Source organism: Aminobacterium thunnarium, from assembly GCF_055390565.1.
Window position 1 is genome coordinate 550420 of the sequence record NZ_AP042412.1, and the last position, 21854, is coordinate 572273.

At 41.7% G+C, this 21854-nt stretch carries 22 protein-coding genes; all 22 read left to right on the forward strand.

The genetic code is table 11. From position 1 onward, the window contains the following. The first annotated feature begins 52 nt into the window (after positions 1-52). The 22 genes from dnaG to rodA all read left to right on the forward strand — a co-directional run bounded on the left by dnaG (position 53) and on the right by rodA (position 21849). Positions 53-1795, forward strand: a complete 1743-nt coding sequence (gene dnaG / locus ACZ5GY_RS02645; protein ID WP_213691790.1) for a DNA primase — start codon at positions 53-55, stop codon at positions 1793-1795. A 48-nt stretch (positions 1796-1843) separates the two neighbouring features. Next, positions 1844-2119, forward strand: coding sequence for a S4 domain-containing protein (locus ACZ5GY_RS02650; RefSeq protein ID WP_213691789.1), 276 nt, complete (start codon positions 1844-1846; stop codon positions 2117-2119). A 30-nt stretch (positions 2120-2149) separates the two neighbouring features. Beyond that, complete coding sequence (eno, locus tag ACZ5GY_RS02655; protein ID WP_213691788.1) at positions 2150-3430, forward strand: phosphopyruvate hydratase; 1281 nt, start codon at positions 2150-2152, stop codon at positions 3428-3430. Between the two features lie 47 nt (positions 3431-3477). Further along, a complete protein-coding gene (locus tag ACZ5GY_RS02660) occupies positions 3478-4104 on the forward strand; it encodes a redox-sensing transcriptional repressor Rex (protein ID WP_213691787.1) in 627 nt (208 codons plus the stop codon). An 86-nt stretch (positions 4105-4190) separates the two neighbouring features. Next, the gene (gene yajC, locus ACZ5GY_RS02665; protein ID WP_307879499.1) at positions 4191-4577 is read left to right on the forward strand and encodes a preprotein translocase subunit YajC; all 387 of its coding nucleotides are present in this window, start codon (positions 4191-4193) and stop codon (positions 4575-4577) included. A gap of 116 nt (positions 4578-4693) precedes the next feature. Then, a complete protein-coding gene (gene secD, locus ACZ5GY_RS02670; RefSeq protein ID WP_213691786.1) occupies positions 4694-6088 on the forward strand; it encodes a protein translocase subunit SecD in 1395 nt (464 codons plus the stop codon). Positions 6089-6105: 17 nt separating this feature from the next. Next, positions 6106-6981 (forward strand): protein translocase subunit SecF, encoded by an 876-nt coding sequence (secF, locus tag ACZ5GY_RS02675; protein WP_213699771.1) that lies wholly within the window; start codon positions 6106-6108, stop codon positions 6979-6981. A gap of 189 nt (positions 6982-7170) precedes the next feature. Further along, complete coding sequence (locus ACZ5GY_RS02680) at positions 7171-8619, forward strand: radical SAM/SPASM domain-containing protein (protein WP_213691784.1); 1449 nt, start codon at positions 7171-7173, stop codon at positions 8617-8619. Between the two features lie 30 nt (positions 8620-8649). Beyond that, a complete protein-coding gene (locus tag ACZ5GY_RS02685) occupies positions 8650-9042 on the forward strand; it encodes a LapA family protein (protein WP_213691783.1) in 393 nt (130 codons plus the stop codon). Further along, a complete protein-coding gene (locus ACZ5GY_RS02690; RefSeq protein WP_213699770.1) occupies positions 9039-10703 on the forward strand; it encodes a single-stranded-DNA-specific exonuclease RecJ in 1665 nt (554 codons plus the stop codon). The genes ACZ5GY_RS02685 and ACZ5GY_RS02690 overlap by 4 nt, the downstream gene beginning before the upstream one ends. Positions 10704-10722: 19 nt before the next feature. Further along, positions 10723-13038 (forward strand): RelA/SpoT family protein, encoded by a 2316-nt coding sequence (locus ACZ5GY_RS02695; RefSeq protein WP_307879496.1) that lies wholly within the window; start codon positions 10723-10725, stop codon positions 13036-13038. Between the two features lie 9 nt (positions 13039-13047). Continuing rightward, positions 13048-13497, forward strand: coding sequence for a D-aminoacyl-tRNA deacylase (gene dtd / locus ACZ5GY_RS02700; protein ID WP_213699769.1), 450 nt, complete (start codon positions 13048-13050; stop codon positions 13495-13497). Then, a complete protein-coding gene (locus tag ACZ5GY_RS02705; protein WP_213691636.1) occupies positions 13497-14135 on the forward strand; it encodes an MBL fold metallo-hydrolase in 639 nt (212 codons plus the stop codon). The genes dtd and ACZ5GY_RS02705 overlap by 1 nt, the downstream gene beginning before the upstream one ends. Positions 14136-14141: 6 nt before the next feature. Continuing rightward, positions 14142-14822, forward strand: a complete 681-nt coding sequence (locus ACZ5GY_RS02710; RefSeq protein ID WP_213691635.1) for a JAB domain-containing protein — start codon at positions 14142-14144, stop codon at positions 14820-14822. After that, positions 14819-15898 (forward strand): rod shape-determining protein MreB, encoded by a 1080-nt coding sequence (mreB, locus tag ACZ5GY_RS02715; protein WP_213699768.1) that lies wholly within the window; start codon positions 14819-14821, stop codon positions 15896-15898. Before ACZ5GY_RS02710 ends, mreB begins: the two co-directional genes overlap by 4 nt. 18 nt (positions 15899-15916) lie before the next feature. Continuing rightward, positions 15917-16711: a rod shape-determining protein MreC gene (gene mreC / locus ACZ5GY_RS02720; RefSeq protein WP_213691633.1), complete on the forward strand. Its 795-nt coding sequence runs from the start codon at positions 15917-15919 to the stop codon at positions 16709-16711. Then, positions 16708-17169, forward strand: coding sequence for a rod shape-determining protein MreD (gene mreD, locus ACZ5GY_RS02725; RefSeq protein ID WP_213691632.1), 462 nt, complete (start codon positions 16708-16710; stop codon positions 17167-17169). The genes mreC and mreD overlap by 4 nt, the downstream gene beginning before the upstream one ends. Next, positions 17162-18898 carry a penicillin-binding protein 2 gene (gene mrdA, locus ACZ5GY_RS02730; RefSeq protein WP_213691631.1) on the forward strand — a complete coding sequence of 579 codons (1737 nt, stop codon included), beginning with the start codon at positions 17162-17164 and terminating at the stop codon, positions 18896-18898. The genes mreD and mrdA overlap by 8 nt, the downstream gene beginning before the upstream one ends. 36 nt (positions 18899-18934) lie before the next feature. Next, positions 18935-19603, forward strand: a complete 669-nt coding sequence (gene minC, locus ACZ5GY_RS02735) for a septum site-determining protein MinC (RefSeq protein ID WP_213691630.1) — start codon at positions 18935-18937, stop codon at positions 19601-19603. A 25-nt stretch (positions 19604-19628) separates the two neighbouring features. Continuing rightward, the gene (gene minD, locus ACZ5GY_RS02740) at positions 19629-20432 is read left to right on the forward strand and encodes a septum site-determining protein MinD (protein WP_213691629.1); all 804 of its coding nucleotides are present in this window, start codon (positions 19629-19631) and stop codon (positions 20430-20432) included. Between the two features lie 25 nt (positions 20433-20457). Then, a complete protein-coding gene (minE, locus tag ACZ5GY_RS02745) occupies positions 20458-20724 on the forward strand; it encodes a cell division topological specificity factor MinE (protein ID WP_213691641.1) in 267 nt (88 codons plus the stop codon). A 15-nt stretch (positions 20725-20739) separates the two neighbouring features. Then, positions 20740-21849 (forward strand): rod shape-determining protein RodA, encoded by a 1110-nt coding sequence (rodA, locus tag ACZ5GY_RS02750; RefSeq protein WP_213691628.1) that lies wholly within the window; start codon positions 20740-20742, stop codon positions 21847-21849. The last annotated feature ends 5 nt before the right edge of the window (positions 21850-21854 follow it).

Consider the following 21854-nt stretch of genomic DNA (forward strand, 5'->3'; position numbering starts at 1 on the left):
TTGATATCCTTCCCCTTTTTTCTTATGCTGTATTAAGTGGAGGTGATCTCAGGTGGGTGAGGATGCAGTTCGTCTTATAAAAGAACGACTTGATATTGTTGATGTTGTAGGCGACTATGTTCGTCTTCATAAGACAGGCAAAAACTTTAAAGGCTTGTGTCCCTTCCATCAAGAAAAGACCCCTTCTTTTATAGTCTCTCCTGATCGGCAGACTTTTCACTGTTTTGGATGTGGAGAAGGCGGAGACATTTTTTCGTTTATTATGAAAATTGAAGGACTAGACTTTAGAGAAGCTCTAGAAATTCTTGCTCGCAAGGCTGGAGTGACTCTTTCTGTTCCTTCTGTGTCTGGGAAAAGTGAGGACAAACGTTCTTTATTTGATATTATGGAGCTCTCTTTACTATTTTATCGTACAGCTTTGAAAGAGCCTGGTGGACGTATAGCATTGCATTATCTCAATAAGAGAGATATAACGCCAGAGGATGCATCAATGTTTGAGTTAGGTTGGGCTCCATCTTCATGGGATTCATTATGGAGCCATTTGAAAAAAGAAAAAACCTCTCTAAAAGAAGCATTGGATTGTGGACTTGTCATAGAGGGAACAAAAGGAGTATATGATCGTTTTAGGGGTAGAATTATTTTTCCTATCCGCGACGTTTCAGGAAAACTTCTTGCTTTTGGCGGAAGAGTTACAGATGGAGATGGAGCAAAATATATTAATAGCCCAGAAGGACTTTTATACAGTAAGCGTCAAAATCTCTATTTATTACACGTAGCTAAACAAGAGATTCGAGAAAAGAAGCGAGCGATTCTTGTTGAAGGATATATGGATGCAATCCGATTGCATCTTTCAGGATATAAAGAAACTATTGCGTCCTTAGGTACAGCCTTGACAGAAGATCAGGCGCGCCTATTAAAACGCTTTACGGATCTTTGCTTTATTTGTTACGATTCAGATACAGCTGGACAAGAGGCTACAGTACGGAGTATGTATGTTTTGCAGCAATGTGGCTTGGATGTTCGCGTCGTTGGATTGCCTTCAGGAAAAGATCCAGATGATTTGCTTTCCCATGAAGATGGAAAGGCTCTGTTCAATAAATCGCTGAACAGAGCGTTGCCCTTAGTCCTTTTCCACCTTTCTTTGCGACAATCGCAACTTGAAAATCCTCAGACAAGAAGAACTGCCGTTGAAGATTTACTTCAAGGATTTGCTCAGCTGAATCCTATCGATATTGCGCCTTATGTTCCGAGAGTAAGTGCTGTTTTAGGAGTTCTTCCTCACGAATTGCAGCTTCAGCTTGACTCTCTGCGTGTGGCAAGAAACGTGTCAAAATCAAATGTGTCAGAGCACAGAGACGGAGATGCTCAAAAAGAGGAACATAATGCTTTAGATGAAACTATTGACCCTCTTGAGGCGGCACTCGTATATTGTCTTTGGAATAACCCCGTGCGGCGTCGAACAGTTGACCCTGATGAAGTTTTTCTGCTTATAGATAATGAAGGGCTTAAGGGTATGATAGCAGCTCTTTTCTCTGGGCAATCTCCAGAAAAGCTAGAAGAGCATTGGCGTAATTTGAGTGAAACACTCCCATTTAGAATTTTGGCTTCTGGAGGGGCTTTTTGTGATTCTTTCAGTGAAGAAGAAGAGTGTTGGAAAGCTGTTTCAGAAGCATTGCATAGAAGAAAGTCAGAAAATGTTTTTAAAAGAATTGAGAAAAGGATGTTGCAAGGTAAAGCAACGAGAGAAGAGCTAGAAGAGTATAGTAAAATTGCCAAAAATTTGAAAGCTCGCTAATACAAATTTTTGTTATACTTAATCTAGATTTGTGTATGGAGGAACAATGTGAGACTTGATAAATATTTGAAAGAGTCAAGGTTAGTAAAAAGGAGAGTCGTGGCTCAGGAGATGGTAGAAGTAGGAGCCGTGCGCCTCAATGGTCGCCAATGTCGTTCTTCCGCTCAGGTTCGGATGGGAGACACTGTAGAAATAGCCTACCCAACACGTGTTCTCACGATAAAAGTTTTAATTGACGACGAAAAGATGATAAGAAGAAAAGAGTCAATACCTTACGAGTTGCAAGAGGAACGTCGTGTTAAATCTGATGAAAAGCCGTGGTAAACGGAATTTTTTGAATTGGAGATGATAGGGATGGGTATCATAGCGGGTGTTTATGGAAGAGAAATTCTTGATTCACGAGGAAATCCTACAGTAGAGGTAGAGGTTTGGCTTGATAACGGCATTATAGCAACAGCTGCGGTACCCTCCGGAGCTTCTACAGGTACTCATGAAGCTTTGGAATTGCGGGATGGTGGAAACCGCTATATGGGTAAGGGGGTATTGACGGCTGTCGGAAATATAAACGATAAAATTGGGCCGGAACTTGTGGGGAGTGATCCTTCAGAGCAGGCTTCCATTGATATGGCGTTATTAGAAATAGATGGAACAGATAACAAATCAAATTTGGGAGCCAATGCTATCCTTGGAGTTTCAATGGCTGTCGCACGAGCAGCAGCCGAAGATCATGGCCTTCCACTTTGGGCTTATTTGGGAGGAATTAGACCATATCTTTTGCCTACCCCAATGATGAACGTAATCAATGGCGGTGCTCATGCCGATAATAATCTTGATATACAGGAATTCATGATTGTTCCCCATGGAGCGAGTTCTTTTGCAGAAGCCCTTCGTATGGCAGCAGAGACCTACCATTCTTTGAAAAAGACGCTTAAGACTCGTGGATACAGTACGGCAATTGGTGATGAAGGTGGCTTTGCTCCCAACTTGCAAAGCAATAGAGAGGCCATCGATTTGATCCTTGAAGCTGTAGAAAAAGCTGGTTATACTCCTGGTGATCAGATAAGTTTAGCCCTTGATGTTGCTGCTTCTGAGATATACAAAGATGGTAAATATGAGTTTGCCGGTGAAGGAAGAACTCTGGATACAGGCGATATAATTTCGTATTATACTGATCTCTGCAAAGCATATCCAGTTGTTTCTATTGAAGATGGAATGGCTGAAGACGATTGGAAAGGGTGGGCGTCTCTGACTCATGCATTAGGAACGTCTGTGCAATTGGTTGGAGATGATATCTTTGTTACGAATCCAGAGCGGTTGCAAGAAGGGTTTAATCAGAAAGTTGCCAACTCTATACTGATTAAATTGAATCAAATAGGGACGGTAAGTGAAACAATGAATGTTATTGATATGGCTGTACGTCATGGATATAGCACCGTTATTTCCCACCGGTCTGGAGAGACGGATGACACGTTTATTAGTGATCTGGCCGTTGCTGTAGCAGCAGGTCAAATTAAGAGCGGAGCTCCAGCACGTATTGACAGAGTAGCAAAATATAACCAACTCCTTCGCATAGAGGAAGAAATAGAAGGATTTGGAACTGGCTATGCGGGGCTGTCTCGTTTCAAAATTTCATAGTCAGAGGGCCGCACATATTTTGAGAGAAGATTGAAGGACGTGAAAAAATGAAAATTGCTGAACCTACAGTTGAAAGGCTTGTTCAATATCATCGATTATTAGAGCAGCTTTATCATGAAGGTCAGAAGGTAGTTTCTTCCCAAGAAATAGGAGAGATGCTTGCTTTTAAAGCGAGTCAGGTAAGAAAAGATCTTTCTTATTTCGGTGAAATTGGAAAAAGGGGGGTGGGTTATCACGTAGAGAAACTGTATAGACATGTTGATGAAATACTTGCTTCTCCGCGAAAATGGCCTATAGCCCTTGTGGGGGTCGGACGTCTGGGCGAAGCCCTTCTCGGGCATAAAGCTTTCAAAAGCTCAAAATTTGATATTAAAGTGCTTTTTGACGTAGATCCTGAAAAAGTAGGGAAAAGAGTTGCTGGTATTCCTTGCTATCACATGGATGACATATATGATGTCATGAAGAAGAATGGTATTGAAGTTATTATTTTGACGGTACCATCATCCGTGGCTCAGGAATGTGTTGATAAAATAGTTTCTGTCGGCACTGTAAAAGGGATTCTTAACTTTTCTCCCTTGGCTATTGTTGCCCCTGATAGTGTGCTTGTTTATAGTGTAGATATATCTGTAGAGCTCGAAAAATTACTTTTTTATCTCAAACATAGAGAAGAGTAATAATAAACCCTTTTATGGATTTGATATTCTGCTAGAATATCACTGTTGAACTCAAAGGGATGAATTTAGAAGAGGAGGCGTTTTATTTGAATCAGCAGTGTGGTCAGACAACAGGAGCTGGTGGAGCGCAAGGTGGTCTTTTGGGGATGCTTTTCCCTCTCGTAATATTTGTGCTTATTTTTTATTTCTTTATCATTAGGCCGCAAAAGAAACGTCAAAAGCAGCATGATGATCTTTTGGCAGCCCTGACTCGTGGCGATCAGGTTATAACTGCAGGTGGCTTTTTTGGTACAGTTCGCGAAGTGAAAGATGACAGCATAATTCTTGAAATAGCAGACGGTGTGAAGGTTCGTATTCTCAAATCTTCTATCATCAATAAGAGATCTGCAGCAGCTGAGCCAGCAGTAAGCAATGAAAAAGCTACTTCCGAGGCTCCTTCTGAAGAAGAGACAAAGGAAGATGAAGAGAAGTAGGTTAACTCTTATATTATAGTGTAAATGGAGTGGATACTCTGAGTGTCCGCTCCTTTTTCTATGATTTTGTTCAATGTTAAAGTTTTTGGAACTTAAGGTTTAGGGAGGTTAAAGTCATGTTGAAGAAAGACCGATGGCGGCTTGTCTTAGTTGCAGTGGTAATTGTTGCCGCCCTGCTCTCTGTCTTTCCTATAAAAGGAAAGATAAATTTAGGTCTTGACTTGAAAGGCGGAGCGCATATTGTTCTCCAGGCAAAGTCTGTGCCAGGTAGTGCCCTTACTGACGATAGTATAGAACGGCTATTGGCTGTTTTAAGAAATCGTATAGATCAGTATGGTGTTGCGGAACCGGTGATTCAGCGAGAGGGACGGGATCGTGTAATAGTCGATTTGCCAGGTGTGGAAGATCCTGAAGCAGCACTTGAGCTTATTGGAAAAACAGCCTTGCTTGAGTTCCGGAAGGTTATCGGTGCAACTCCGGCAGTCCCTCCTGGCCCTGAACGGCCTAATTATGATAACGACGAAGAATTCAAAACGGCCCAAGAAAGATGGAACGAAGCTAAGAGTGAAATTGAAACATACAAATCTGAACTGGAAAAACAGTCTCAAACTATTGAAGGTGCAATTGTCGCCCAAGATGATGAAGGCAGATATTTTTTGCTTGGTTCAGCTCTTGTAAGCGGGAAACATCTTGTTGATGCCAAGACTCAGTTTGATAATTTGGGGCGGGCAGTTGTTACTCTTGAGTTTAATTCTGAAGGTGCAAAGCTTTTTGAACAGGCGACGGCAGATAATGTAGGGAAACAGATAGCTATTATCCTTGACGGAAATGTAGTTTCTGCGCCTGTGGTTCAAGAGCGTATCAGTGGTGGTAATGCGCAGATTTCAGGACGTTTCTCTGCTACAGAAGCTCAGCGTTTGGCCATAATGCTTCGAGCAGGCGCCCTTCCTGTTCCTGTAGAAGTAATAGAAAACCGATCTGTTGGACCCAGCCTCGGAGCAGATTCTGTCAGATCTGGACTTAAAGCGGGACTTATTGGTACTTTGCTTGTTTTGGGCTTTATGTTGCTTTACTATAGAAGTCTTGGTTTAGCAGCCGATGTTGCGCTTGGTGTATGTATCCTTCTTGTCTTTGCTGGCCTTATCAGCTTGAAGGCAACTCTGACTTTGCCAGGAATAGCCGGTATTATTTTGACTATCGGAATGGCAGTAGATGGAAACATCTTGATTTATGAAAGAGTAAAAGAAGAGTCTGAAATGGGTAAAACGCCCAGTGCTGCAATTGATGCAGGATTTAAAAAAGCGTTAACAACCATTCTTGATGCCAACGTTACTACTCTTATAGCGGCAGGAGTTCTCTATTATTTCGGAAGTGGTCCTGTTCGAGGGTTTGCTGTTACGTTAAGCATAGGGATTTTAGCGAGCGTTTTCAGCGCAGTTATTGTCACCCGTGTTTTACTCCAGGCTCTCATGAGTGGTTCTAAAGCTTCTTTTTCTAGTCACCGTTCATAGGCGAGGGGGGTTTGCACATGTTCAATAAAAAGTTTTCTTTTCAACTTATGAAGCATCGGCGACAAGCGATCCTTCTTAGCCTGGTACTTATTGTAGTGAGCCTTGGACTCCTTTTAGTGAAGGGACTCAATTTGGGTATAGACTTCACAGGAGGTAACGTCGTTCAAGTAGAGTTTAGTTCTCCTGTTCCAGTAGGGGATGTTCGTAATGTTTTGGCAGGAGTTGGCCAAAAACAGGCTGTTATTCAGGCTTATAGCGATCGCGGAGTTATTATTCGAGTTAATGCCGATACAGAGGAATCTCGCAAAGAAGTTATCCAGTCACTTAAAGATAAATATCAGGACATGGAAGTGCTTCGATTCGAGAAGGTAGGACCAGTTGTTGGCGAAAAATTGCGCCGCGAAGCGTTAATTGCTGTGGGACTTGCCCTTTTGGGAATTTTAGCGTACATAACAGTTCGCTTCCGGTTTAGATTTGCCGTCGTCAGCGTTGCTGCACTAATTCACGACTCTATTATTACATTGGGTGTCTTCAGTCTTACTGGTCGAGAGATTAGTTTGCCTTTCATCGCTGCTATTTTAACTATTGTCGGTTATTCTCTTAATGATACAATAGTCGTACTTGATAGAGTACGTGAAAATTGGAAGTATTTGAGACAAGAGGGAATTGCCAACTTGCTTGATATGTCTATCAATCAAACTCTGTCAAGAACGATCAATACATCTTTGACAACGTTCCTACCTGTACTTGCCCTTTTCATTTGGGGTGGACCGGTTATAGCTAATTTCTCTTTAGCTTTGCTTGTTGGTATCGTCGTAGGAACATATAGTTCGATTTATGTGGCAGGCTCTCTATTAACGGAATGGTATTTAAAAGATACTAACAAAAAATAATGTAATTTTCTCTTATTTGTAATAGAGGATCCCAGGGGGCGAAAGAACTTTCTTTCTTGCCCCCTGTTTTTTTAACATGTTTTATATTTGCTTTACTTAATGCAAATACTCTATTAAAATGAAAAAAATTCGCCTTTTCGAAAAAAAGTAAATGGTCAAGGTCAAAATCACTTAAAGGAGATGATGAAAGTGGCCATTTCAATGATCGATAAAGCTAAAGGGCATTTTTCCCAAAAAGCTATCGAAAAAGCTGCATTAATGCTTCGGAAAGGGGATGATAGACAACTAGCATCTCTTTTCAGAGCAATTGCAAGTATTGCTCCTGCGCGGTATCATCGAGAAACTTTTAAACAGCTTTCAGACATGGTTCTACAGAATGATCCCTTTGTGGGGGTTGTTCGTCGAATTGCCCTGGAACTCAATCCTCACTGCCTTTCCAAATTTATTCAAAATCTTGTTGTTAACTTTATGGTCCTTGGCAGAGGTATCCGTGACAAAAAAGAGAAAGAGTATAATGTCCATTTGCCTAATTTCATGGTTATTAGCCCTACAATGAAATGTAACCTTCATTGCAAGGGATGTTATGCTGCCGAATATGACACAAGTAATGAACTTACATTTGGAGAACTTGATAAGCTTCTTACCGATGCAAAAGAGCTGGGCATGTACTTTTTTACATTTTCTGGAGGAGAAGCTTTTTTCCGCAATGATTTGCTTGATTTGTGGGAAAAACATGACGATTGTTACTTCCAGGTCTATACAAATGGAACACTTCTCGATGATACAATGGTGCAACGACTTGTTGATTTGGGTAATGTTATGCCCATGATTTCTGTGGAAGGAAGTCGAGAACTCACTGATTTACGACGTGGTCAGGGAATATATGATAAGGTGATAGCTGCTTATCGTCGACTTAACGAAGCCGGAGTAATGTTCGGATTTAGTGCTACATATACGCGTAATACAGCGGATTATATGTCGAGCGATGAATTTATTAAGACGATGATAGACAGAGGTTGTAAAATAGGATGGTTTTTCCAATACGTTCCAATAGGGGAAAATCCCGACTTGACGTACATGTCGACACCTAAGCAGCGTTCAATGTTACATAAAAAGGTTGAAGAGTGGCGCCATAGTGGAGAATTTCCAATCTTCATAGGTGATTTTTGGAATGACGGGCCATATGTTGATGGGTGTATGGCTGCTGGAGAGCGTTATTGGCATGTGATTTCTGATGGAAGCGTTGAGCCATGTGTTTTTGCTCCCTTTGCAGTTGATAATATTAGGGAAAAATCTCTTGTGGAGATTGCAGGAAGTCCATTCTTCACGTATATTCGTAACCAACTTCCATACGATGGAGATGATAACCTTCTTCGTCCGTGTATGATTTTGGATCATCCAGAAGTGCTACGAGATGCTGTCAAAAAATTTGGAGCAAGGCCGTGTCACGAAGGGTTAGAAAAAATACTTTCTGGTAGCATTCCTCGCGCTCTTGATGAATATGCACGTGAAATGAAAGAGATTTATGATCCATTGTGGAAGCATGGAGAAAAAGAAAAGTATCTGAAGAGCCTCGAAAAAGAAGATAAAAAAGAGTGGCTCGAAAGGATGAATCTACCAGCCGGCTCTCGTCGTTAGTGGGTAGTCGGATCCTGAGGAGGGAGTCACATGAGGAGTTACGCTTTAGCTGTGGGACTTGCAATGATGTTATCTGCGGTTTTTGCTTTTCAGAATACAGGGGAGATTACTGTCAAGTTTTTAATATGGACTCGTCAGGTTCCTCAAGGTATTTGGGAGGTAGCTGTTTTTGCAGGAGGCTGCGTTCTCATGTGGCTTGTTTCCATGTCTGCAGCTCTCGAATCACGAGTAAAGTATAAGAAACAGATTCGTGAGTTAGAAGGCAAGGTAAAAAAGATGGAAGAGGAACGCATGTCGTTGCTTAATGCTATGAATGCTACGGCAGCGGTATCTTCTTCAACCGTAGAAAAAGTGCAAACGCATGCAGAAACTGAAATAGTAGAACCAGACTTTACGCAAAGAGAGGAAAATGACAAACAGTGACATCTTTTTGTTCAAGATCGAAACTTAAAGTGGCAGTGCCGGCAACAACAAGTTACAGCATTGCCAATGAATTAAATTGTTCGCCTCTCGTTGCTGCTCTTTTAGATATGCAAGGAAGATTTTCTCTTCACGATATAGACAAGGCTCGGGCCTGGCTTCGTCCGAGCCTTGATTTCTTAACGTCTTCCTGTTTTCTTGGTGAAGCGGCAAAAGTGGTGGCGGATAAATGGCGAAGTCTTTCTTCATTGGGCAATGTTGTTGTCTATGGTGATTATGATGTGGATGGAGTTTCATCCACAACTTTAGCAATGGAATTATGTCAAAGGCAAGCAACAGGAGTCAGATATTATATTCCTCACAGGCATTTTGAAGGGTATGGGCTTCATCAAGACGTTGTTCAACAACTTCTTGGAGCAGGGTGTGATACCCTTGTTATTGTTGATTGTGGTACAAAAGATAAAGATATCTTACAAGCGGCTCGTAAAGAGGGGATGAATGTTTTTGTTTTTGATCATCACCTACCAGACAGAGATGAAATTCCTGACTCTTTTGTCGTTAATCCACAAATAGATGGCGATAATGAGGCTCGTCGGCTTTGTGCAACAGCTGTATTATGGATGTGGGCCTATCAGTTTGAAATTATGCCGCGTAGGTGGCTGCTAGATCGTCTTGATTTAGTAGCTTTGGCTACCGTCGCTGATTGTATGCCTCTTGAAATTTTAAACAGAGCTTTGGTAAAGGAAGGCATTCAGAAAATTCGTTTTTCCAGCCGGATTGGATTGGAGCAGCTTATTAGAAAATTAGGGCTTTCCCAGCGTTTCATTAATGAAGAACATCTTGCCATGAAAGTTATACCTTGTCTTAATGCTGCTGGTCGCCTTTCTTATGCAGATCTCGCAGTAAAAGTTTTAATTGGTGAAGATAACATTGATAGTCGCGTGGAGGAACTTATTTCAATAAATAGAAAGAGACAAAACCTTTCAACACGAATAACCAAAGAGGCTGCGAAAGTTGTCGATGAAGATTCGAAACATGTTCTTTTTGAAGAATCTTGGCCAGTCGGTGTTTTGAGTGGTGTAGCGAGTCGCCTATGTTCTGAAAAGAATGCTCCTGTAGTCTTGGCGGCACCTGTACGAGACTGGATCCGAGGAACATTGCGTATGCCAGACGGCGGAAATGCTGTACATGTTCTTGATTGTCTTGCTGGGCAACTTGAGGCTTGGGGTGGGCATAAGCAAGCAGCAGGTTTTTCTGTGACCAAAGATAATTGGGAGAAGCTTAAAGTGGATTTAGAGCAAATACTTTCTAGTGTAAAATATGAAGAGCCTGAAATATCTGCATTAGCCTTACATCCTTCACGAATCACCTTTGAGGATTGGAATGCTGCGTTGCCTCTTGGTCCCTTTGGAATGGGGAATCCTTGTCCGTTGCTTTTTTGCGAAAGACAGGGAGATGAGCAAGTTATTCCATTGGGAAAAACAGGCATTCATGCAAAGATACAATGTGGTTCAGAGTCTCTCGTTGCTTTTAACAGTGTGGAAATGCTTCAGTCTATACCTTCGTCTAAAATTGAGGGCTGGGTCTACCATCCGAGTATTAATTATTGGCGTGGGCAAGCCCATCTTCAGTTTATGCTCGATTATATTGTTGTAGACTCTTGATTTGAAAGGTGACCGAGCCATGGTAGAGATACATACTGATTCTTTGGAATATGAAATAGATCCAATTGATCCTAGTGAGCAAGAACGTCATCTTAAGAGCTTGGGACTTGATAAGAAGACGTTGGGGAAGTTGCGTGATAGCTACATTGGCCGAATTCCAGAGACCGAAAGAACTATTTCTGTTAAATTTGCTTGGCACGAATTATGGTCGAAGGTCACTTATTATTTAACAAAGGAAGAGTTAAAAAAATTAGGCGAAGCTTTCGTTATTGCAGCGGAAGCTCATGGTGAGCAAAAACGTTCAAGTGGCGATCCATATGTGGTACATAGTATTAATGTGGCTTCAATACTGGCAGATATGCAGCTTGATGTTGTAACGCTTATTGCAGCTCTTCTCCATGATGTTCTTGAAGACACGGCTCTTTCTGCCGAAAAAGTGAAGTCAACCTTCGGGGAAGAAGTCGTTACCCTTGTTGATGGCGTTACTAAATTAGGAAAACTGCCTTTTAAATCTTTTGAAGATTATCAAGCTGAAAATCTTCGAAAAATGTTTGTTGTTATGGCCAAGGATATTCGTGTTGTTCTTATCAAATTGGCAGACAGGCTTCATAATATGCGAACGCTAGGGGCTCTTCGCAAAGATAAACAGTTACGAATAGCAAAGGAAACGCTGGAAATATATGCTCCTTTAGCTCACCGCTTGGGAATATATCAAGTTAAACGAGGCTTAGAAGATTTGGCCTTTAAATATTCCGATCCTGATATGTATTATGAAATACGTCGTCGAGTTCGAAAAAAATTACCTGAGCGAGAAGCTATTATTAAAAAAGCAATAGAAATCCTCCAGGAACGACTAAAACAAGAAAATATTCACTTCAGAGTTAAAGGCCGCGCTAAGCATTTTTATAGCATATATGAAAAAATGAACCGTAAAAAGCTTTCTGTTGAACAGCTATACGATCTTTTGGCTTTGAGAGTTGTCGTAGACGATGTAGCAACATGTTATTCTGTTTTAGGTATTGTTCATACAATATGGAAACCTATCCCCGGACAATTTGACGACTATATAGCTAATCCGAAAACAAATATGTATCAGTCTCTCCATACAACTGTTGTGGGGCCTATGGGAGAACCGTTAGAGGTTCAAATACGAACATCTGATATGAACAGACTTGCAGAATATGGTATTGCAGCTCACTGGCGATATAAAGAGGGAGGCAATGTCCTCGATGATTTAGATGCTCGTCTGACTTGGATTCGCCAAGCCCTGGAAGGAGATCATGAAGTTGGTCCCTCAGAGTTTTTAGAGCGTTTGAAAGAAGATGTCCTTACATCTGATGTTTTTGTTTTTACGCCCCAGGGAAAGGTCGTTTCACTGCCCAAGGGATCGACGCCTATAGACTTTGCATATGCGATCCATACACAGGTGGGTAACCGATGTGTAGGAGCTATGGTTAACAATAGAATTGTTTCGCTGACTTACGAGGTGAAGAATGGAGATATAGTAAAAATTATTACATCTCCCCAGGGAACACCTTCTCGTGATTGGCTAAAAATGGCTAGAAGTGGAAAAGCGAAGAGTAAAATACGTTCATATTTCCGACAGCAGGAAAAAGCGGAACGTCAAGAAAAAATTCAACGCGGATATGAACTTCTTGAACGCGAAATAAAGAGACGGAATGTTGAAGAAATAAATACAGAGTATGAGGAACTCATTCCCCTTCTCAATAAAATAGCCCGTGAAATAGGGCACTCCAATGGGGAAGATATCCTCGTCGCTGTTGGAAACAATACGTTAAATCCTTCAACGCTCATACAGAAACTGATAGGAAAGGCTCAGATTCCTGCATTACCAGAAATACCCGAAGAAGTACCAGTTTCCGGCATAAAGAAAACAGATTCCGATATTATAGTAGAGGGCGCAGAAGGTGTTCAGGTTGTTATAGCAAGCTGTTGTCTTCCGGTTCCAGGAGATGAAATTGTCGGTTATTCTACCCGCACTCGAGGTATTACTGTTCATCGGTTAGGTTGTCCTAACTTACAAGAGGCGGGAGAATCGAGACTTATAAACGTTTCGTGGGGTGCTGGAACGCGGGGGAATTATTACACGACACGATTGAAGCTTGAAGCTATGGACAGATCTGGCCTTTTTACTGATGTAGCTCAGGCTATAATGGCAAGTGATGGAAATATTGTTGGGATCAAGGCTCACGTTGTTGGTGGAACCCTTGCCCGAATGAAGATAGAGATCAGAGTTAGAGACATAGAGCATCTTTACACGGTTGTTGCTAGATTGAATGCGGTTAAGAATGTCATAGAAGTCATCCGGGGGTGAAGGTAAAATATGAGAGCTGTTGTTCAAAGAGTATCATCGGCATCAGTATCCGTGGATGCTGAAAGGGTAAGCAACATAAATAAAGGGCTTCTTGTTTTGTTAGGTGTTTCTGTAAAAGATACAGAGGCCGATGTAGATTGGCTTGTAGAAAAAGTAGTTAATTTAAGAATTTTTGAAGATGAAGATGAGAAGATGAACAGATCTCTTCTTGATGTAAACGGGGAATTGCTTGTTGTTTCTCAGTTTACTCTTTATGGTAACTGCAGAAAAGGAAGGCGCCCTTCTTTCGTTGAAGCGGCTTCCCCCGATGTGGCTGATAAGCTTTATACTATTTTTGTAGAGAAAGCTAGAGAACGAAATGTACCTGTTCAAACGGGAGTATTTCAAACTCATATGATGGTTGAACTTGTAAATGATGGTCCAGTTACGCTCATAATTGATACACCGGAGGTTCTCTAATGAATTATAAGCGCTTTCCCCTGGGAAGTTTATGGACAAATGGTTTCCTCTTTTGGGATAATCAAAAGACTGGTTTTTTTGTTGACCCAGGCGGAGATCCTGCAGATATAATTTCATTCATGCAAGAAAATGATATCCATCTTGAATGGATTCTTTTGACCCATGCTCATATCGATCACATTGGAGGACTTTCCTCTCTTGCCCCTTATGCTTCAAAAGGGGTTGCCGTTTCCCGAGATGACGAGAATCTTTTAAGTGATCCAGATTTGAATCTTTCTCAATGGTTAGGTCTGGATTTTGTTGGATGGAAAGCTTCTCGGTTACTGGAGGATGGCGACAAACTACAAATAGGTGAATTTTCGATATCTGTTATAGCTACTCCTGGGCATACTCCTGGAAGTCTTTGTTTTGCGGTTGATCATAACGGTGAACTGTTGCTCCTGTCTGGTGATACGCTTTTTGCCAGGAGCGTTGGGAGAACAGATCTTCCCGGAGGAGATGGAGAACTTCTTTCTCGTTCTCTTGAAAAATTAACAACTCTGCCAGATTCAATGCCAGTTCTTCCTGGACACGGGCCAGAAACGACTATTGGGAAGGAAAGAGAGTCAAATCCCTTCTGGCCAGAGAGAAAAAAGTAGTTTTTCGTGAAGTTAAAAGATTTGCCTCCCTCTGAACGCCCAAGAGAGAGGCTTTTTCGAGAGGGAGTTGCTGCACTTTCATTAACAGAACTTTTTGCAGTACTTCTTCGTACAGGCAGTGGAAACAGAGACGTTCTTGAAATGTCGGCAGAGTTATTACATGTGTTGGGTGGATTGAAAGGTATATCACAAGCCTCCATTTCCGAGTTTTACAAAATAAGAGGTATAGGGAAGGCTAAGGTTGCAGTTATTGCAGCTGCCATGGAGTTAGGCAGACGTTTGATGATATACGAAACAGAAACAGAAAGAGAAGGAGAATGCGAAAAATGGGAAAATAAGGTAATCTCTTTGTGTCACCTTCTTTCGCATGAAGATAGAGAAGTAATTGTTTCTTTGTTTCTTGATGATAAGGAAAATATAATATCGAGAGATAGGATATCATATGGAGGTATTGAAGGAGCGTACCTTGATGTAAAATATTTATTTCGAAGGGCTGTTCGCCTTGACGCAAAAGGAATGGTTTTAGTTCATAACCATCCAAATGGTATGTTAGCTCCTAGCAGGGAAGATATATTATTAACTGAGTTTGTAGAGCGGAATCTCAAAGTGCTCGATATAAAATTGATTGGGCATTTTATTGCTGCCGGAGGGGAAAAAATACGGGTTCCCTCGCGGTATACCACATGAAGGTGGGGAGTGTTCAAGTGTTCAGATTTCTTTCTGGTATGTTTGGAACAGACGTTGGTATTGATTTGGGAACGACCAATATCGTTGTATATGTGAAGGGGAAGGGAATTGTAATTAACGAGCCTTCTGCTGTGGCTATCCGTAAGAAAATAAAAGGCGGCGGAAATATAGAAGTTATTGCTGTTGGAAGAGAAGCCAAAGCAATGGCAGGTAAGACGCCAACAGGAGTTTATACGATATGGCCAATGCAGGATGGTGTTATAGCTAACTTTGATATGACAGAGGAATTGATTCGTTATTGTCTTAAAAAAGCAGCAGGCGGAAGTATGGTTTTATCTCATCCTAGAGTAGTCATATCAGTTCCTGCGGAAGTTACGGAAGTTGAGCGAAAGGCCGTTATTGATGCTACATTAGGGGCTGGTGCACGGGAAGCTTATGTTGTTGAAGAGCCTGTTGCTGCAGCAATAGGAGTTGGCCTTCCGATTAAAGAACCGCGAGGAAGCATGATTCTTGATATTGGTGGTGGAACGAGTGAAGTTGCCGTTCTTTCCCTTGGAGGTATAGTGGTTACAAATTCGCTTCGTACTGCAGGGCAGGATATGGACGAAGCCATTATAGCCATGTTACGACAAAAATATGCTCTTCTCATTGGTGAAACGACGGCTGAAGAAGTGAAAATACAGATTGGTTCGGCTCTCCCACTAGAAGAAGAATTGGAGATGGCAGTAAAGGGGCGAGACTTGGCTGATGGTCTTCCTAAAGCTGATGTTGTAACGTCCTCTGAGGTTAGAGAGGCTCTTGAACCTATTATTCGTCGAATTGAAGATATGGTAAAGGTAGCTTTGGAGCAGACACCACCTGAGCTTTCCAAAGATATTGTAGATCAAGGTATAATCCTTTCGGGAGGAGTTTCCCAACTTCGTGGCCTTCCCGAACGCCTTTCGAAATCGTTAAGTACACCCGTTATTGTTGCTGAAGATCCTCTTTTTTCAGTAGCTCAAGGAGTGGGGAAAATACTTGAGAATCTTGATGATATGAAAAAGGTTCTTCTCTCTGTTGAAAAAGGCTCACAGTAATGTATTGGAGATTGTAAGATGCGCAAGCCAGACTCTGGCGATTTCAGTAAAGAAGTTATACACGGGCTCGTGGCCCTTGCTACGAGCCTTTTGCTGTTGGCTCTTGCTCCTCAGCTTTCAGCGTTTCGTACACCAAGTGACTGGGTAGGAAAATTTTTATACTATCCTGAAATTCCAGCCGTTTTTTTAAGTGATACCCTTAGAAAAGTATCTTTTTGGTTTAAGGAAAGAGCTGACCTTATAGCGCAGATACAAGAGTTATCGCAAGAGAATTGGGTGCTCAAATTAGCTATTAATAAAGATGAAGTAGAGGAAATAAAGAAAAAAATCGAGCAGTCGGCAGAATATGTTCGAATAACACTTCGTTCTCCAGAAAATTGGTGGACAGAAATACGAATAAATCAAGGGAAGGAAAAGGGACTACAACCCGGATCCCCTGTTTTGCAAAACGGAAATCTTGTTGGCCGAATCACCCGTGTCGAAAAAGGGTATTCATGGGCGGAGCTAATAACTTCTGCGTCTCTTTTTATTCCTGTAGTTGTGGACCAGACACGTGATTTGGGTATTGTGACAGGAGATGGACAGGGAGACATATGGCTTCAATATATCCCTGAGGGGAGATCAATAGAAAAAAATATGACGGTGAGTACTGCTCTTGTTAGTGAAAGTTTACCTCCAGGCCTTCCTGTAGGAAAGGTCACAGGTGACTTGCGGCATTTTTCTGGAGGTTTTGTCGCATATAAAATCGAACCAGGGGCTGATTTTGTTCAATTGTACAGTGTTGAAGTACTCAAAGGAGATACTGAACAATGATTTCCTTTGTTATAGCTTGGTATATTCAAGATCTTCTTCGCGTTTTCTCTTCAGGCCATTTTCTAGTTCCTGAAATTTTCCTTCTCGTTCTTCTTTATTCAGCTTTAAAAAATCACGAAGAAGGAATATCTATTCTTTGGATAGGTTTTATCGGAGGGCTGTTATGGGATTTACGCTGGCCTGGTCTCATAGGTGTTTCTTCTGGACTTTATGTTGTATCTATATTTTTTGCCCGATGGATATGGTTTTCTTTGCCATCTTCAGCCCGAAGCATTACTGCTTTTGGCCTTTTAGTATGGAGTTCTCACCTACTTTTGACATTCATTCGATTACTTATGTGGGGATTCCGTGAGCAGACTATTTTAAAAGCCTTCCTTGTTCAGCAAGCTGTTCTTATCCCCATGGTTATGTTTGCATGTCTTCTTTATGCGTGGAGGACCGAACAAAACGATGTCTAATTCTCGAACTGATATAGATCGACGTCTCCGCATATGGAGAGTAGTCATCCTTGGCTCTATAGCTTTACTTGCCGTGGCCCTTTACTTTTTTCAGATTATCCATGCCGATAGCTATATTAAACTAGCGGCTAATAATCGTCTTCGATTTATTCGCCTTGCACCATCTCGTGGAAATATTTTTGACCGTAATGGTGCCCCTTTGGCAATTAATATCCGCACCTTCGATATTATGGGGTATCCTCTTGATCTCGAAAAAGATGAACTTGCAGTTAAAACATCAAGGATATTCCAAAAACATGGCATCCCATTAACGCCTGAAGAAATAAAAGCCACCGTGAAGCGGCAATATTGGGCGCCTTATCGGGTTGTACGCGTTGTTTCAAATCTTACATTGACCCAAATGGCAGAACTTATTGCTGACCCGGAATTCCCTTCTCAGCTTTTCCCTGTTCCAGTATGGCGTCGAACCTATCCTTCAGGGGCTTTGACTGCAAATGTTACAGGTTATGTTGCTGAAATAAGTGAAGATGAGTTGAAGTCGAAACGAGATGGGGATTATGTAGGCGGAGATATTATAGGCAAAGCTGGCGTAGAGTATTCATATGAATCTCTTTTACGAGGACTTCCCGGTGAAGAATCAATAGAAGTTGATGCCCGGGGAAGACGCGTTCAAGATCTGGATTTTAAGCCTCCAGTGAAGGGACAAGATCTCTACCTTACTCTTGATTTAGGGGCGCAGAGATTAGCGGCTGATCTTATAGAGGGCAATAGAGGAGCTGTTGTAGCGTTGGATGTTGAAACAGGAGCTGTTTTAGTGCTCTATACCTCCCCTTCTTATGATAATAACCCCTTGGCTTGGGGAGTGTCCGCTAAGGAATGGCGGTCATTGCTGAACGACCCGGAGCGGCCTATGCTTGATCGGAGTATTGCGGGAGTATATCCTCCTGCATCCACATTTAAGGCCTTAGTTTCCATAGCGGCTCTTGAAGAAAAGGAAGTTACGCCTAAAACAAGTTTTTTCTGTAGCGGAGCTTTTCAATTGGGTCGTAGAACTTTTAGGTGTTGGAAAAGAAGCGGACATGGTAGTATATCATTAAAAGAAGCTTTAAGCAGTTCATGTGATGTATACTTTTATCAAGTAGGAATAAAATTAGGAATTAACAGACTGGCGAATTGGGGACAGAAATTTGGAGTCGGAGAGTTGACAGGGATAGATATTCCTGGGGAGCTTTCTGGTAACAGGGCTGGTCGTGAATGGAAAGAAAGAGTTGTAAAGGAATCATGGTATCAGGGAGACACGGTCAATTATTCTATTGGACAAGGTTTTCTTTTGATGACTCCGATTCAATTAGCTCGGATGTATGGGGTATTTGCTAATGGAGGCGAATTAGTTACGCCTTATCTTTATAGAAGAAATGCAGTTCCCCCCAAACAATTGAATATTTCCAAGAAAAATATGCAGATTGTTCAAGAGGGATTAGAAAAAGTTGTAAAGGGAGGAACAGGTTGGAGAGCTGGAACTTTCGGGGTAACTGTTGCAGGAAAAACTGGAACGGCCCAAAATGCTCATGGTGCTGATCACGCACTTTTCGCAGGTTATGCACCGGTAGATAAGCCACGCTACGTTGCTGTGGCTGTTGTTGAAGCAGGAGAACATGGAAGTTCTATAGCGGCTCCTATTGTAGGTGAAATTTTGGCTTACCTCGTAGGGCATGATTTGACGAAATAGGTTTCTCGACCTGAAGAAGGAAGGAGTATGGAGTCTATGGAAACGTTTCAAACTCCAGTACAATTGAAGGGAACAGGTGAAGGTCTGCGTCTTATTGTTCCTGAGGAATTATCTGAAAAAGATGTTTTAACAGACCTTATTAGTCTTTCATCTCAGGCAAAAGCGTTGTTGGGGATGAAAGTTATTCTTGACTTTCAAGGTCGTTCTTTAGGCAAGGATTTTATAATACGTCTTCTTAATGAATTTATTTATGCCCAACATGTATGTATTTCATCGTGGGTTACGTATGATGCAGAGAGCCAGTATTTACTTCAATCCTGGGGGATGAAAACGGGTGAGCCTGCTCGTGAAGTTTCTCCGCGGAAGGGAAAAAGTTGTGATACTCTTTTCCTTATACGGTCACTTCGTTCCGGTCAGCGAATAGAGCATGGAGGCGACGTTGTTGTTATTGGACATATCAATGATGGAGCGGAAGTAATAGCTTCTGGCAATATTTGTATCTGGGGGCGTCTGAAAGGTCTCGCACATGCTGGCTCCGATGGTGATGAGGGGCAAAATATCGTAGTAGGAGATTTCCAGGCAAAACAAGTTAGGTTGGGTCATAAAGTAGGAAGTTACCTTGATAGTTCAATGGAATGGTGGGGACACCCTGTTATTATCACGCTTGAACAAGGTTCTCTCTTTGTTCGAGAACTAAAATTATAAGAACATAGGGAATGGAGGGATTTTCGTGGAGCCTCGAGTCATAGTTGTAACGTCTGGTAAGGGTGGTGTTGGTAAAACAACAACTACCGCTAACGTTTCTTTTGCATTGGCCAAAGCTGGATTTAAAGTAGTGGCCATTGATGCTGACATTGGTCTTAGAAATCTTGACGTTGTTATGGGGCTGGAGAATCGTGTAGTCTACAACTTTATAGATGTTATAGAGGGTGCATGCCGTCTTCCTCAAGCTTTAATACGAGATAAAAGGGTAGATAACCTTTTCTTGCTTCCGGCAGCTCAGACGCGAACGAAAGATGCAGTAAATCCCGAACAGATGGTAGATCTGTGCGAAATGCTCAAAAAAGAAGACTTTGATTTTATTCTTATAGATAGTCCTGCAGGAATAGAAGGGGGCTTTAAAAATGCTGCAATTGGGGCAACTGAAGCTCTCGTCGTAACTACTCCTGAAATTCCTTCAGTGCGCGATGCTGACCGTATCATAGGGCTTCTTGAATCTATGGAAAAAGCACCTATTCGCCTTGTTATCAACAGAGTCAAACCGAAAATGGTCAAAGAAGGAGAAATGCTTGATGTTCAGGACGTTCTTGATGTCTTGGCCATAGAACTTATCGGAATCGTACCTGATGATGAGAGCGTTGTTAAATCAGCGAATAGGGGAGAACCACTCACCAGTGGAGATACGTCTCTTGCTTCTCAGGCGTTTACGAATATTGCGGATCGTCTTCTTGGAAAAGAGGTACCCTTTTTGAATCTTAACAGTCACGAAGGGTCCGGATTTTTCTCTGGGATAAGACGGTTGTTCGGGTTATAGAGATCTAGGAGGAGAGAAGAGCATGATGGGAATAATTCAAAAACTTTTCGGACGTCAAGGAACGAAGAAAACAGCAAAAGAACGACTTCAAATCGTATTGATTCATGATCGTTCTGATATTTCTCCTGGTCTTATGGAAGAACTTCGTAAGGATATGATAGAAGTTCTCTCTAAATACATGGAGATTGATACGGGTAACATTGAAATGGATCTCGATAGAGCAGATAAATCGGTTGCCTTTGTTGCAAACATTCCAGTTGTGAGAATTAAAAGGACAAATAAGAGCGAATAGAGATTATGAAGCCGGATGGATGAAAAGAAGCTATCGTTAAAGGAACTTCTAATATATGGAGATAAAGTACTCTTTTTATCGGTACTTGCTCTCTTTGCTTTAGGCGTTATATCTATATACAGTGCAGGAGTAGGAGTTACTCATAGAACTGGTGGATTTGCTCTCCGTCAGCTTGTATGGGGCGGTATCTCTATTGTTGTTTTTCTGCTCGTATTGAAAATAGGCTATCGTCGCTTGCTTCGTTGGGCGTACCCTTTATATTGGGCATCTGTCATATTGCTTCTCATCGTTCTTATCATGGGGTTAACAATAAAAGGTGCTCAAAGTTGGCTGAACCTCGGTCCCTTTCATTTCCAACCTTCTGAGGCGGGGAAAATAGGTCTGGCACTTGTTTTGTCCAAACATTTATGTCGATATCCGCCAGACACGTTATCTCGTTTTATAGGAGGGCTGGCTCTTGCTTCCGTTTCTAGTTTACTTGTATTCATACAACCAGACTTGGGGAGTACTATAGTATATGGCCTTATGACTTTCGTTGCTTTAATTATTGCAGGGGCTCCGAAAAAATATACCTTGACGCTAACTAGTTTGGGTTTTATGTTGCTTCCTATAGGGTGGCAATTTTTGAAAGAGTATCAGAAAAAAAGGTTACTTGTCTTTTTGAACCCTGCTCTGGATCCTCTAGGAGCAGGATATAACGTTATTCAATCACGAATTGCTGTTGGTTCAGGTGGGCTGTTTGGAAAAGGCTTTCTTCAAGGGCTTCAGAGTAAGCTTCGTTTTCTGCCGGAACCACATACTGATTTTATCTTTAGCGTTTATGCTGAGGAATTTGGTTTTTTGGGAGCTATTTTGCTATTAGCTCTCTTTTCTATTTTATTTTGGAAAATAATCGAAGCTGGTCTTCGTTGTAAGGATACACGAGGAAAGGTGTTAGTCGCTTGTTTGGCAACATGGATTTGGTTCCAGGTTATAGAATCAATTGGCATGAGCATGGGACTTCTTCCTGTTACTGGATTGCCACTTCCTTTCTTAAGCTATGGTGGTAGTTCTCTCTTAGCTGTTTTTATTGCCATGGCTCTCATTATGAGCGTATATCTTTCGACAGTGAAAGATTATGAATAGATTTT

Bases quoted from the DNA above. Each gene is read 5' to 3' on its own strand.
- ACZ5GY_RS02685 (WP_213691783.1), top strand. From the start codon at position 8,650: ATGAGGAGTTACGCTTTAGCTGTGGGACTTGCAATGATGTTATCTGCG.
- ACZ5GY_RS02705 (WP_213691636.1), top strand. From the start codon at position 13,497: ATGAATTATAAGCGCTTTCCCCTGGGAAGTTTATGGACAAATGGTTTC.
- minC (WP_213691630.1), top strand. From the start codon at position 18,935: ATGGAAACGTTTCAAACTCCAGTACAATTGAAGGGAACAGGTGAAGGT.
- ACZ5GY_RS02695 (WP_307879496.1), top strand. From the start codon at position 10,723: ATGGTAGAGATACATACTGATTCTTTGGAATATGAAATAGATCCAATT.
- secF (WP_213699771.1), top strand. From the start codon at position 6,106: ATGTTCAATAAAAAGTTTTCTTTTCAACTTATGAAGCATCGGCGACAA.
- rodA (WP_213691628.1), top strand. From the start codon at position 20,740: ATGGATGAAAAGAAGCTATCGTTAAAGGAACTTCTAATATATGGAGAT.
- mreD (WP_213691632.1), top strand. From the start codon at position 16,708: ATGATTTCCTTTGTTATAGCTTGGTATATTCAAGATCTTCTTCGCGTT.
- secD (WP_213691786.1), top strand. From the start codon at position 4,694: ATGTTGAAGAAAGACCGATGGCGGCTTGTCTTAGTTGCAGTGGTAATT.
- minE (WP_213691641.1), top strand. From the start codon at position 20,458: ATGGGAATAATTCAAAAACTTTTCGGACGTCAAGGAACGAAGAAAACA.
- mreC (WP_213691633.1), top strand. From the start codon at position 15,917: ATGCGCAAGCCAGACTCTGGCGATTTCAGTAAAGAAGTTATACACGGG.
- mreB (WP_213699768.1), top strand. From the start codon at position 14,819: ATGAAGGTGGGGAGTGTTCAAGTGTTCAGATTTCTTTCTGGTATGTTT.
- eno (WP_213691788.1), top strand. From the start codon at position 2,150: ATGGGTATCATAGCGGGTGTTTATGGAAGAGAAATTCTTGATTCACGA.
- ACZ5GY_RS02660 (WP_213691787.1), top strand. From the start codon at position 3,478: ATGAAAATTGCTGAACCTACAGTTGAAAGGCTTGTTCAATATCATCGA.
- mrdA (WP_213691631.1), top strand. From the start codon at position 17,162: ATGTCTAATTCTCGAACTGATATAGATCGACGTCTCCGCATATGGAGA.
- dtd (WP_213699769.1), top strand. From the start codon at position 13,048: ATGAGAGCTGTTGTTCAAAGAGTATCATCGGCATCAGTATCCGTGGAT.